Here is a 12,397-nt window from a genome sequence, read left to right as displayed (position 1 = left end):
ACGTAGGGGCAGGCACGGGGGCCCGCCCCGCTACCGACCATCGACCTTCAGGTAAGATGCACCACGAGAGGGAAAAGCTGTGGCGCAAATCATCCTCCAACTGTCCGGCATTACCAAGCGCTTTCCGGGGGTCGTTGCCAACGACAGGGTAGACCTCGAGCTCAAGGAGGGCGAGGTGTTGGCCTTGCTGGGCGAGAACGGGGCGGGGAAGTCCACCCTGGTCAGCATCCTCTACGGGCTCTACCGCCCCGACGAGGGCGAGATTCGCATCGACGGTCGACCCGTGCACATCGCTTCACCGGCTCATGCACTGCGGCTGGGCATCGGCTTGGTGCCCCAGCACCCCCTGCTGGTAGGACGGCACACCGTAGCCGAGAACCTGGCCCTGGGGGTGGGGCGTTTTTGGTTCCCGGCCCAGCGCATAGGGCCCCTCATCGAGCAGCTCGCCCGCAGCTACGGCCTCGAGGTCGACCCCCGCGCCCGCGTGCACCAGCTCTCGCCCGGCGAAAAGCAGCGCATCGAGATCCTGCGGGCGCTGTTGCGGGGGGCGCGGGTGCTGATCCTCGACGAGCCTACCAGCGTGCTGACCCCCCACGAGGCCGAAGCCCTGTTCCAGGTGATGCGCGAGCTGCGCTCGGCGGGCAAATCCCTGATCTTCATCAGCCACAAGCTCGACGAGGTGCTCGCCATCGCCGACCGCGTGAGCGTGCTGCGGCGCGGCAGGGTGGTGGGGGAACTGCCGGTGGCCGAGGCTTCCAAAGGCCGTCTGGCCGAGCTGATGGTGGGGCGCAGCGTGAGCTTCGATCGCAAGCGGGTCGAGCCCAGGCTGGGAGGGGTGCTGCTCGAGGTACGGGGTTTGCAGGCGCGCTCGAGCCGGGGCCTCCTTGCGCTGCGTGACGTGAGCTTCAGCTTGCGGGAGGGCGAAATTCTGGGCGTGGCGGGGGTAGCGGGCAATGGCCAGAGCGAGCTGGTGGAGGTGCTGGCCGGGTTGCGCAAGCCCGAAGCCGGCTCGCTCAGCCTCCAGGGGCGGCCCCTGGTCGCCGATCCCGCCCGGCTCTTCGAGATGGGGGTGGCCCACATCCCCGAAGACCGCATCGGCATGGGCACGGTCCCGCCGATGTCGGTAGAGGAGAACTTGGCCCTGCGCGAGTACGGGAAGCCCCCGCTGGCTAAGGGCTTCCTGCGCGACCTCGCCGCGTATGCCCGGCGGGCCAGGGCCCAGGTGCAGCAGTACGCCATCGCCACCCCCAGCCCCTCCACCCCCACCCGCCTGCTCTCGGGTGGCAACATCCAGAAGGTGATCCTGGCTCGTGAATTGGCCGCTTCGGCCCGGCTGATCCTGGCGGTGCACCCCACCTACGGGCTCGACGTAGGGGCCACCGAGCAGGTGCACCAGATCCTGCTCGAGAAGACCTACCAGGGGGCCGGGGTGCTGCTGGTCTCCGAAGACCTCGACGAGATCCTGGCCCTGGCCGATCAGGTGGCGGTGCTCTACCAGGGGCAACTGCGAGGGCCCTTCGAGATCGGCAGCCTCAGCCGCGAGCAGATCGGTCTGCTGATGACCGGCTCACAGCCCCCGACCGCCCTTCCCCAGGCCGGCCTGGGAGGTGAGCGATGAGGCTGATCCCCGATCCCAACCCCCCCCGCCTGCGCGTTCTTTGGGTCTCGTTGGGAGCCATCGCGGTGGCCTTGCTCATCGCAGGGGGGGTGTTCGCCGCCTATGGCCTGAGCCCCCTCGAGGCCTACGGCACCATGCTCCGGGGCACCCTCACCGATTGGAAGGGCCTCTCGGAAGTGCTGCGCCGCACCATCCCGCTCCTGTTGGTGGGCGCGGGCCTGACGCTGGCCTTTCGCGCTCAGTTCTTCAACATCGGAGCCGAGGGCCAGATCCTCATGGGAGCCATCGCCGGCGGTGGGGTGGCTTTGTTCTTGCCGCTGCCGCCCGCCCTGAGCCTGCCGGCGATGTTTGTGGCGGGCTTGCTGCTGGGCGGGGCCTGGGCGCTGCTGGCGGCCTGGCTGCGCTCGAGGCTCGCCGTCAACGAGATCCTCAGCACCCTGATGCTCAACTACGTAGCCCAGTACATCCTCATCTACCTGATCAACGGCCCCTGGAAGGGCCAGCACGTGCGGGGCTTCCTCTACTCCGACGAGTTCGCACCCTATGAGCAACTGCCTACCCTCCCCGGCACGCTGGTGCACTGGCCCACGCTCGTGCTGGGAATCGCCCTGGCGCTGGCCTTGCAGGTCTTGCTCACGCGCACCACGCTGGGCTACGAGCTGCGGGTGGTGGGGGAGAACCCCGGTGCGGCCCGCTACGCCGGGATTTCCATCTCCAAGGTGGTGCTGATCATGGCCCTCATTACCGGTGGATTGGCGGGTCTGGCCGGGGTGGGGGAGGTGGCCGGGATTCACCACCGGCTGCTCGAGCCCGCCCAGATCTCGCTGGGCTATGGCTTCACGGCGGTGATCGTGGCCTGGCTGGCCAGGGGCAACCCGGCGTTGGTGCTGGTCACCGCTCCTCTGATGGGCTTGATCCTGGCCGGGGGCGACCTGCTCAAGATCAGCCTGAACATGCCCTTCCGGGTCATCGACGTGTTCAGCGGGGTGATGCTCTTGTGCCTGATCGCTTCGGAAATCTTCGTGCGCAACCGCGTGCAGTGGAGGGGGCGTTGATGGAGGAGATCTGGAATGCCCTCAGTCGGGCGCTTTCCTTTGGAACCCCGTTGCTGCTGGCCAGTCTGGGGGCCATCATCAACGAGCGGGCTGGGGTGGTCAACCTGGGGGTGGAGGGGATGATGGCCGTAGGAGCCCTGGCCGCTTTCGCCGTGGCCTACGGCAGCGGAGCGGGGGAGGGCAACCTCTACCTCGCGGTTGTGGCCGCGGCGTTGGCGGGAACCTTGCTCTCACTGCTGCACGCTTTCGCCTCGATTACCCTGCGGGCCAACCAGTTCGTCTCCGGCCTGGCCCTCAGCATGATCGGGCTGGGCGTGGCGGGGCTCTTGGGCAAACGCTTCGAGGGCTTTCCCTTGTTTAACCAGGCTCCCGAGTGGCCTTTCACCCTGGGTGCGGTGTTGCTGGCGCTGGTGCTGGCCTTCGGGCTGGCCTACACCCGATTGGGCCTGGTGGTGCGTTCGGTGGGAGAGAACCCAGGGGCCGCCGACGCTCTGGGGATCGATGTGCTGCGCGTGCGCTACCTGGCGGTGGCCTTCGGGGGTGCGATGGCCGGATTGGCCGGGGCCTTCCTCTCCTTAGCCTACCGCCCCTCCTGGACCGATGGCATGACCGTGGGCCTGGGTTGGATCGCGGTGGCGCTGGTGATCTTCGTGGGTTGGAGCCCCTTGCGGGCCATTGGCGGGGCCGTCTTCTTTGGCCTGCTGTACTACCTCCAGTTCCGCCTACAAGGTCAGAGCGGTATCCCCACCGAGTTCTTCGCGGCCATGCCCTACCTGCTGGTCATCGTCGTGCTGGCCCTGGCGGGGCTGCGCCGGGTGCAGGGTGCTGCGCCGGAGGCGCTGGGACGGCCTTATCAGCGAGGGGAGAGGTAGTGGTGATGAGCCTCTTCCAAAGTGTATATTCGCCTCAGCAAGCGGCCTCGAGGTCCTTAGGCCGCGAGCGAGGAGGGAGATAGGGTTATGAGAACGCGCTGGCTGCTCGCGCTGGTTGCCCTGCTCCTGGGGCTGGGAACCACCACCGCCCAGGAGAAGAAGCTCAAAGCCTGCTTCGTCTACGTCGGTCCCATCGGGGACGTGGGCTGGACCTTCGCCCACAACGAGGCCCGCTTGGCCGCCGAGAAGGCCATCCCGGGGCTCGAGACCAGGTACGTCGAGTCGGTGCCGGAGGGGCAGGCTATGCCGGTCATCGACCGCCTGGTCTCCGATGGCTGCAACGTGATCTTCACGACCAGCTTCGGCTTCATGGACCAGACCCTCGAGGCCGCCAAGAAGTACCCCGACGTGATCTTCGCCCACGCCTCGGGCTTCAAGCGCGCCCCCAACATGGCCACCTACATGGCCGACTTCTACCAGGTCTACTACCTCAACGGCCTGATGGCCGGAGCCCTTACCAAGAGCGGCAAAGTGGGTTACGTGGGCGCTTTCCCCATCCCCGAGCTCAAGCGCCACATCTCGGCCTTTGCGCTGGGCGTGCGGGCGGTGAACCCCAGGGCCACCGTCAACGTCAAGTGGATCAACGCCTGGTTCGACCCGGCCAAGGCCCGCGAGGCCGCCGAAGCCCTCATCGCCGAGGGCAACGACATCCTGGCCTTCACCGAGGACACCGCCACCGTGGTGCAGACCGCCGCCAGGAAGAAGATTCCCAGCTTCTCCCACTACAACTCCATGTACAAATACGCCCCTGACTACGTGGTTTCGGGCCAGATCGTGCACTGGGAGAAGATCTACATCGACTTCCTCAAGAAGGTGCAAAACGGCACCTATACCAACAAGAACCTGCAGGACGTGGATTACTGGTGGCTACTGCGCGAGGGCGCGGTCGAGCTGGGCGCCCAGACCGGTATGCCCATCAACCCCAAGTTTGTGCCCGCGCTCAAGGCCGCCAAGATGACCGTCAACGGCAAGCAGGTCTCGGTGTACGACCGGGTGATGGAGCTGTTGAAGAACATGTCGAGCCCCAAACCCACCTTCGATCCCTTCACCGGTCCCATCAGAGACCGCTACGGCGTGCTGCGGGTTCCAGCGGGCAAGACCATGACCGTTGCCGAGCTCAACAGCATGCAGTGGATGGCCCCCGGCGTGGTGGGTCAGGTCGCCGACGAACCCAAGCAGTAAGTCGGCACATCTGTGAGGGGCGGCCTCGAGGCCGCCCCTCTCGATTTATGCGCTCAGCGTCATCATCGGGCCCTTCCAGTCGGGGGCTGTGGACAAACCCACCCCCTTGACGATAAACTTTGACCTAGTCTAAAAATATGCACCACCGTGGTGGTGCCGATGGAGGTCAAATGCGTATCAAGAAAGTCGGTGTGGTAGGTGCAGGTACCATGGGCGCGGGCATCGCAGCGCTGGCCGCTTCGGCGGGTGTGCCGGTGGTGCTGCTCGACATCCCCGGCAAGGAAGACCGCCTCGAGTTCGCCAAGAAGGGCCTCGAGCGGCAGCTCAAGGCCCGCCCGGCCGCCTTCATGGATAAGGCCCGGGCCGACTTGATCCAGCTCGGCAATACCGAGGACGACCTCAAGCTGCTGGCCGACTGCGACTGGATCGTGGAGGCCATCATCGAAAAGGTCGAGCCCAAGCGCGAGCTCTACGCCCGGCTCGAGGCCGCCGCACCTAAGGCCATCATCACCACCAACACCTCGAGCATCCCCATGAGCATCCTGCTCGAGGGCCGCGGCGAGGGCTTCCGCAAGCGCTTCCTGGGCACGCACTTCTTCAACCCCCCCCGCTACTTGCACCTTTTGGAGCTCATCCCCACCCCCGACACCGACCCCCAGGTGCTCGAGGCCATCACCCGCTTCGGCGAGCGCGTCTTGGGCAAGGGCATCGTCGTCGCCAAGGACGCGCCGGGCTTCGTCGCCAACCGCCTGGGCGTGATGGGCATGATCCAGGCCATCCGCATCATGCAGGAGTTCGGCCTGAGCATCGACGAGGTGGACTCCCTCACCGGACCCCTCCTGGGCCGCCCCAACTCGGCCACCTTCCGCACCGCCGACCTCACCGGTCTCGACGTGCTCAAGCTCGTCTCCACCGAGCTCGCCCACAACACCGGCGAGGACTTCGCCCTGCCCGAGTGGGTGAACGGGCTCATCGAGAGGGGAGCGCTGGGCGAGAAGAGCGGGGCCGGGTTCTACAAGAAGGTGGGCAAGGACATCCTCACCCTCGACTATGCCACCGGTGAGTACGTCCCGCAGCAGAAGCTGCGCACTCCCGAGCTCGGCGCGCTCAAGGACGCGCCGCTGCACGACAAACTGCGCGGGCTGCTCAAGCTGCCGGGCAAGCACGGCCAGTTCATGCGCAAGCTCTTCGCCGTGACCGCACACTACACCCTTCAGACCGCCGAGAAGATCGCCTACGACATCGTGGCGGTAGACCACGCGCTCGAGTGGGGCTTCGGCTGGAGTGAGGGCCCGTTCAAGAACATGGACGCGGTGGGTTTGGCGACCGTGCGCGAGCTCTTCCGCGAGCACGGTCTCTCTGAGCCCGAACTGCTGAAGAAGGCCCAGGGCAGCTTCTACAAGAACGGGTCCTACCTGGGCTTCGACGGCCACTACTACCCCGTGCCCAAGCAGGAGGGCGTGATCAAGCTCTCCGAGGTGAGGGCGGCGGGGAAGGTGCTTTTGGAGGGCAAGGAGACCACCCTGCTCGACCTGGGCGACGGCGTGGCCCTCTTCGAGAACCGCGCCAAGATGGGCACGCTGGGCGAGGGGGTCATCCGCGACCTGCACAAGGCGCTGGACTGGGTGGAGGCCCACGGCTACCACGGCTTGGTGCTCTCCCACGAAGACCCCCGCACCTACTCCGCCGGGGCCAACCTCGCGTTGGTGCTGATGGCCGCGCAGGAGGGCGACTGGGATGCCATGGCCCTCGCCACCCACCAGTTCCAGCAGACCGCCATGCGCCTGCGCCGCTCGCCCTTCCCGGTGGTGTCGGCCCCCTTCGGCCTGACGCTGGGGGGTGGGGCCGAGTTCAGCCTGCACTCCGACCTCATCCAGGCCCACGCCGAGCTGTACATGGGGTTGGTCGAGGTGGGCGTGGGCCTGATCCCGGCGGGCGGCGGCACCAAGGAGATGCTCTTCCGCTTCACCAGCGAGCTCGCCGCCTATGGCCCTGAAGCCGACCTTTTCCAGGGCGTGAAGCGGGCTTTCCAGATGATCGCCCTGGCCCAGACCTCCACCAGCGCCCTCGAGGCCCGCAACATGGGCTTCCTGCGAGGCCAGGACCGCATCAGCATGAACCGCGACCGCCTCATCGCCGACGCCAAGCAGCGTGTGCTCGACCTCGCCCCCGACTACGTGCCCCCCCCACCCGTGAAGGTCCGGGCCCTGGGCGCCGAGGGCATCGGCAACCTGCGTTACGCGCTGTGGCAGTTCCAGGAGGCCGGTCAGGCCTCCGAGCACGACGCCCGCATCGGCGCCGAGCTGGCCTACGTGCTGTGCGGCGGGGATGGCCCGGCCCGCGAGGTGAGCGAGCAGGACATCCTCGACCTCGAGCGCGAGGCTTTCCTCAAGCTCTTGGGCACCCGCAAGACCCAAGAGCGCATCGCGCACACGCTCAAGACCGGCAAGCCGCTGCGCAACTGAGTTGGGATTATGCGGCACTTCGTGGCCCTCGGCGACAGCTTCACCGAAGGAGTGGGCGATCCGGTGGAGGGCATCCCCTTGCGCTCCTCCCACGACTGGCTGGCCCAGTGGATGCAGGCGGCCAACCCCGGCTTGCGCTACACCAACCTCGCCAGCCGGGGGCTGCGCGCCGCCGAAGTCCGCAGCCAGCAGCTCCAGCGCGGGCTCAGCCTGGAGCCCGACTTCGTCAGCATCGTCGTCGGGGCCAACGACTGTTTGAGGGGACCTTTCAGCGCCGAGCGCTTACGGGCCGAGCTCAACTTGATGCTGGGGGCCTTCCAGAGCGTGGGGGCGCGGCTCTTCACCGCCACCTTGCCCAACTTCACGCTGCGCCTCGAGCTCCCGGGCGGCGTGTGCGAGCGCGTGAAGCGCAACCTCGAGGCCGCTAATGAGCTCATTCGGCTGCTGGCCCGACGGCACGGCGCGCTTCTCTTCGACTTTTGGGAGCACCCGCTGGAGCACGAGCCAGTCCTGTGGAGTGAGGATGGGGTGCACCCCAACGCCAAGGGGTATCTCGAGATCGCCCACCAGGTGGCGCCGGTGCTCGAGCGGCACGGCATCGCGGTGCGGGTGCTGGCAGCGCAGGGGGAGGGGAGATGACCACGGCTTTCCCTAAGGCCAAGGCCGAGTCCTGGCGCACCCGCCTTTGGCGCTGGGGCTTCAACCTGTTCCCGGCCTACCGGGGCACGGGTGGGCGGGTGACCTACATCGCCCCCGACTGGAAGGAGGTTCACGTGGCGCTGCCGCTCAACTGGCGCACGCGCAACTACGTGGGCACCATCTTCGGCGGGAGCATGTACGGCGCCATCGACCCCATCTACATGCTCATGCTCATCCAGCTGCTGGGGCCCGATTACATCGTGTGGGACAAGGCGGCCACCATCCGCTTCCGCAAGCCGGGCAAGACCACGCTCTACGCCCGCTTCGTGCTCACGGATGAGGAGTTGGGGACCATCCGCGTCCTCACCGCGCAAAACCCATCCGTGGACCGGGTCTACCCGGTGGATCTGGTGGATAAGGACGGCGTAGTCCACGCCTCCTTCGAAAAAACCCTCTACATCCGCAGGAAGGGTTTTGCGTCATAGTCGGAAAAGACTAAACCGAGTACAAAGGAGCCAAGATGAAAGAAGCCGTGATCGTCAGTGCAGTCCGCAGCGCCGTAGGGCGCGGCAAGAGCGACGGATCGCTCGCCAGCGTTCACCCCATCGACCTCTCGGCCACCGTGATGCGAGCGGCCATCGAAAAAGCCGGGGTGCGCCCGGAGGTCGTTGAGGACGTGCAGTGGGGCTGTGCCATGCCCGAGGCCAGCCAGGGCCTCAACATCGCCCGCCTCGCCTTGCTGCGGGCGGGGTTTCCGGTCGAGGTCACCGGTGCTACCATCAACCGCTTCTGCTCCTCGGGCCTGCAGAGCATCGCCTACGGGGCGCAGGCCATCCTCTCGGGCATGAACGAGGTGGTGCTGGCTGGGGGGGTGGAGATGATGAGCCAGGTGCCCATGTCGGGCTACCACACCCAGCTCCACCCCGAGCTAACCGAGGCCTACATCGGCATGGGCTTCACCGCCGAGCGGGTGGCCGAACGCTGGGGCGTGAGCCGCGAGGACCAGGACGCCTGGGCTTATGGTTCGCACCAGAAAGCCCTCAGGGCGCAGGCCGAGGGCAAGTTTGACCAAGAAATCGTGCCGGTGGCGGTGAAGAAGGTGAGCTGGAAGGGAGCCAAGAAGCAGGTGGAAGAGACCTACTTCGCCAAGGACGAGATCCCGCGCGCGGATACCAGCCTCGAGCGCCTGGCCAAGCTCAAGCCCGCCTTCAAGGAGGGCGGCACCGTGACCGCAGGCAACGCCTCGCCCTACTCCGACGGGGCCGCGGCGGTGCTTTTAATGAGCCGCGAGAAGGCCGATGAACTGGGCCTCAAACCCCTGGCCCGCTTCGTAAGCTTCGCTACCGGGGGTGTGGAGCCCGACATCATGGGCGTGGGACCCATCAAGGCCGTGCCCAAGGCGCTGGCCAAGGCCGGCATCCAGCTCGAGGACATCAAGCTCATCGAGTTCAACGAGGCTTTCGCCGCACAGGTGCTGGCGGTGATGCGCGAGCTGTGCTTCAACCCCGAGATCGTCAACGTCAACGGCGGGGCCATCGCGCTGGGCCATCCGCTGGGGGCTACGGGAGCCAAGCTCACCACCCAGCTCATCCACGAGCTCGGGCGGCGCGGGGGCGGGCTGGGCCTGGTGACGATGTGCATCGGCGGTGGGATGGGGGCGGCGGGGGTGTTCGAGGTCTACTCGAGCTTGTAATACCAGATTCGGTCAGTTCGTTCCCATTCGGGAACGAACTGACCCGACCGAAGGGAGTGCTCTAGGATTCAAAAAGATAGCCTCTGAAGGTCTTTGGTTTGGGTGATTATCTTTTTGAATCCGGTATAACCTTCGCCCTTCCTGCTCCCTGATGGTGAGCACGGGTTGTCCGTCGCTTGGCCGATTGACAGCCGGAGCCTGATTGAACAGGCTAGAGCCATGTTTCGCTACCTGCCCCCGCTCATCCTTGCCCTGGCAGCTTGTGCCCCGGTGCCGCTGGGGAGTGTCTCGAGCAAGGCCTTCGACCTGACCTCGAGCCGAGTGCTCACCGTCGCCGCCGGACAGCGCTGGTACGTCGCGGCGGACTACGACCAACAGCACTGGCGGGGCAGGGCTATCCGGCTTGTGGGTGGGCAACTCACCAACGCTTCGATCGAGAGCCTGGGCTATACCTCAACCCCGATCTTCGAGCGAAGCCTCGAGGAACTCCTGCTCAACCCCTTTGCCCGCTGCACCTATGCTGGCCTGACTACCCGCCGCTCGCTGGAGGGTTTCGTGCTGCGCCAGTCGCCGGGAAGCTGGCCTGTGGGCCTGATCTCTGCCGAGGGCGTGCTCGAGTGCCTTCAAGCGGAGCGCAGAGACCTGGCCCCACCTACCCAGATGGACCCCACCTTGCCGGAGAGCATTCTGAGCATCGAGTTCACGACCAGGCTCCACATGGTGCTGGCCTTCGATGTCCCGACGGGTACGCCGCCAGGACAGTACACCCTGCGTGTTGAAGTCGAAGACGTGCTCAGCGGGAAGGGGGTTCGGCAGGATCTCCAGGTGATCGTCGAGCCCACCAAGTAGTTCTACAGACGCGGAAGGGGTGGCTTGCGGGCGCACTTGCAAGCGGGCTGGTGAAGGGCGGGGCTCGAGCTTTCGCATGCTTGCCCAGCCAGGGCCGTTTGACTTAGGCTTTGCCTTGGTATAAACTTTGACTCGGTATAAGTTTCCCGGAGGTACAGGCATGATCGCAGATCGCAAACTGGCGAAAAAAGGCGGCGGCTGGCTGCTGGAGAGGCCCGAGGGCATCTTCACCCCCGAGGACTTCGACGACACCGTCCGCGAGATCATCAAGACCACCCGCACCTTCGTCGAGCGTGAGTACCAGCCTGTAGCCGAGCGCCTCGAGCACGGCGAACTCGAGCTCAACCTTCCCCTGATGCGCAAGGCTGGCGAGCAGGGCCTGTTGGGCATCGAGGTGCCCGAAGAGTACGGCGGCCTCGACCTCTCCAAGACCATCTCCACCGTAGTGGCCGAGGAGCTCTCGCCTACTGGCGGCTTCAGCGTGACTTACGGGGCTCACACCTCCATCGGCACCCTCCCCCTGGTCTACTTCGGCACCCCCGAGCAGAAGGCCAAGTACCTGCCCAAGCTGGCCAGCGGCGAGTGGATCGCGGCCTACTGCCTCACCGAGCCCGGCAGCGGCTCCGACGCTTTGGCGGCCAAGACCAAGGCGGTGCTCAGCGAAGACGGCAAGCACTACGTTCTCAACGGCACCAAGATGTGGATTTCCAACGCCGGCTTTGCCCACCTCTTCACCGTCTTCGCCAAAATCGACGGCTCAGCCGCCGGGCCCGGCGGCTTCACCGCCTTCTTAGTCGAGCGCGACACCCCCGGTCTTTCCTTCGGCGCCGAGGAGAAGAAGATGGGCATCAAGGCTAGCAGCACCCGCATGGTGATCCTCGAGAACGTCAAGGTGCCCGTTGAAAACGTGCTGGGCACCATCGGCAAGGGCCACCAGATCGCCTTCAACGTGCTCAACGTGGGCCGCTACAAGCTGGGCGCGGGGGCCATCGGCGGGGCCAAGCACGCCCTGGCGCTGTCGGCCAAGTACGCCAAGGAGCGCGTGGCCTTCGGCAAGCCCATCGCCCACTTCGGCCTGATCCAGCACAAGCTCGCCGAGATGGCTACCCGCATCTATGCCGGGGAGAGCGCCACCTACCGCACGGTGGGCCTCATCGATGAGGCTTTGCAGGGCAAGAGCGGCACCGAGGCGGTGCTGGCGGGTATCGAGGAGTACGCCATCGAGGCCAGCATCATCAAGGTGCTGGGCTCGGAGGTGCTCGACTACTGCGTGGACGAGGGGGTGCAGATCCACGGTGGCTACGGCTACAGCGCCGAGTACCCCATCGAGCGGGCTTACCGCGACAGCCGCATCAACCGCATCTTCGAGGGCACCAACGAGATCAACCGCCTGCTGATCCCTGGCATGCTGCTGAGGCGGGCCATGAAGGGTGAGCTGCCGCTGGTGGATGCGGCTACAAAGCTGCAAAAGGAACTCCTGGAGCCCTCCTTCGACCAACCCGACGACCTCGAGCTCGCCCAGATCGAAAACCTCAAGAAGCTGGTGCTGATGACGAGCGGCCTGGCGGCCCTGAAGTACACCACCAAGCTCGAGGAGGAACAGGAGATCCTGGCCACCGCCGCCGACATCCTCATCGACATCTACGCCGCCGAGTCCATGCTGCTGCGCTCACGCCGCTTAGGGGGTGGGGTCTGGGCCGACATGACCACCCTCTACCTCTACCAGGCTTTGGACCGCGCCCAGGCTGCCGCCCTCGGCGTGCTGCCCCGCCTGGCCGAAGGCGATGAGATGCGGGTGATGGCCTCCGCCGTGCGCCGCCTGACCAAGCACGAACCCACCGACCTCGTGGAGCTGCGCCGCCGCATCGCCCAGAAGGTGCTGGAAGCCGAAGGCTACCCACAGCCCAAGGCTTGAGCCTCGATGCGGCAAATGCCCCCGCAGAATCGCGGGGGTTTTGTATTTT

10 protein-coding genes are annotated in these 12,397 nt (G+C 66.1%); all 10 read left to right on the top strand.

Translation table 11 applies throughout. The annotated features are described in order from the left end of the window. The first annotated feature begins 91 nt into the window (after positions 1–91). The 10 genes from B047_RS0108675 (at position 92) to B047_RS0108630 (ending at position 12,348) form a co-directional block, all read left to right on the top strand. Positions 92–1,618 carry an ABC transporter ATP-binding protein gene (locus B047_RS0108675; protein WP_211209144.1) on the top strand — a complete coding sequence of 509 codons (1,527 nt, stop codon included), beginning with the start codon at positions 92–94 and terminating at the stop codon, positions 1,616–1,618. Beyond that, positions 1,615–2,673, top strand: coding sequence for an ABC transporter permease (locus B047_RS0108670; protein WP_018466570.1), 1,059 nt, complete (start codon positions 1,615–1,617; stop codon positions 2,671–2,673). Before B047_RS0108675 ends, B047_RS0108670 begins: the two co-directional genes overlap by 4 nt. Then, positions 2,673–3,545, top strand: coding sequence for an ABC transporter permease (locus tag B047_RS0108665; RefSeq protein WP_018466569.1), 873 nt, complete (start codon positions 2,673–2,675; stop codon positions 3,543–3,545). The genes B047_RS0108670 and B047_RS0108665 overlap by 1 nt, the downstream gene beginning before the upstream one ends. Before the next feature lie 87 nt (positions 3,546–3,632). Continuing rightward, complete coding sequence (locus B047_RS0108660) at positions 3,633–4,787, top strand: BMP family ABC transporter substrate-binding protein (RefSeq protein ID WP_018466568.1); 1,155 nt, start codon at positions 3,633–3,635, stop codon at positions 4,785–4,787. Positions 4,788–4,957: 170 nt separating this feature from the next. Further along, on the top strand, positions 4,958–7,252 hold the full coding sequence (locus tag B047_RS0108655) for a 3-hydroxyacyl-CoA dehydrogenase/enoyl-CoA hydratase family protein (protein WP_018466567.1): 2,295 nt from the start codon (positions 4,958–4,960) through the stop codon (positions 7,250–7,252). 9 nt (positions 7,253–7,261) lie between these two features. Then, complete coding sequence (locus tag B047_RS0108650) at positions 7,262–7,891, top strand: SGNH/GDSL hydrolase family protein (RefSeq protein ID WP_018466566.1); 630 nt, start codon at positions 7,262–7,264, stop codon at positions 7,889–7,891. Then, complete coding sequence (locus B047_RS0108645; RefSeq protein WP_018466565.1) at positions 7,888–8,376, top strand: DUF4442 domain-containing protein; 489 nt, start codon at positions 7,888–7,890, stop codon at positions 8,374–8,376. The genes B047_RS0108650 and B047_RS0108645 overlap by 4 nt, the downstream gene beginning before the upstream one ends. Before the next feature lie 35 nt (positions 8,377–8,411). Then, complete coding sequence (locus B047_RS0108640; RefSeq protein ID WP_018466564.1) at positions 8,412–9,584, top strand: thiolase family protein; 1,173 nt, start codon at positions 8,412–8,414, stop codon at positions 9,582–9,584. Positions 9,585–9,803: 219 nt separating this feature from the next. Beyond that, a complete protein-coding gene (locus B047_RS0108635; protein WP_018466563.1) occupies positions 9,804–10,433 on the top strand; it encodes a hypothetical protein in 630 nt (209 codons plus the stop codon). Between the two features lie 160 nt (positions 10,434–10,593). After that, positions 10,594–12,348 carry an acyl-CoA dehydrogenase family protein gene (locus B047_RS0108630; protein WP_018466562.1) on the top strand — a complete coding sequence of 585 codons (1,755 nt, stop codon included), beginning with the start codon at positions 10,594–10,596 and terminating at the stop codon, positions 12,346–12,348. The last annotated feature ends 49 nt before the right edge of the window (positions 12,349–12,397 follow it).

This window comes from Calidithermus timidus DSM 17022, assembly GCF_000373205.1.
Taxonomy (GTDB): domain Bacteria; phylum Deinococcota; class Deinococci; order Deinococcales; family Thermaceae; genus Calidithermus; species Calidithermus timidus.
The sequence above is the reverse complement of the archived record's forward strand: the minus strand, read 5'-3'. Positions and strand labels throughout refer to the sequence as shown.

Coding starts and splice junctions, on each gene's coding strand:
- B047_RS0108660 (WP_018466568.1), top strand. CDS start 3,633: ATGAGAACGCGCTGGCTGCTCGCGCTGGTTGCCCTGCTCCTGGGGCTG.
- B047_RS0108650 (WP_018466566.1), top strand. CDS start 7,262: ATGCGGCACTTCGTGGCCCTCGGCGACAGCTTCACCGAAGGAGTGGGC.
- B047_RS0108645 (WP_018466565.1), top strand. CDS start 7,888: ATGACCACGGCTTTCCCTAAGGCCAAGGCCGAGTCCTGGCGCACCCGC.
- B047_RS0108630 (WP_018466562.1), top strand. CDS start 10,594: ATGATCGCAGATCGCAAACTGGCGAAAAAAGGCGGCGGCTGGCTGCTG.
- B047_RS0108665 (WP_018466569.1), top strand. CDS start 2,673: ATGGAGGAGATCTGGAATGCCCTCAGTCGGGCGCTTTCCTTTGGAACC.
- B047_RS0108635 (WP_018466563.1), top strand. CDS start 9,804: ATGTTTCGCTACCTGCCCCCGCTCATCCTTGCCCTGGCAGCTTGTGCC.
- B047_RS0108640 (WP_018466564.1), top strand. CDS start 8,412: ATGAAAGAAGCCGTGATCGTCAGTGCAGTCCGCAGCGCCGTAGGGCGC.
- B047_RS0108655 (WP_018466567.1), top strand. CDS start 4,958: ATGCGTATCAAGAAAGTCGGTGTGGTAGGTGCAGGTACCATGGGCGCG.
- B047_RS0108670 (WP_018466570.1), top strand. CDS start 1,615: ATGAGGCTGATCCCCGATCCCAACCCCCCCCGCCTGCGCGTTCTTTGG.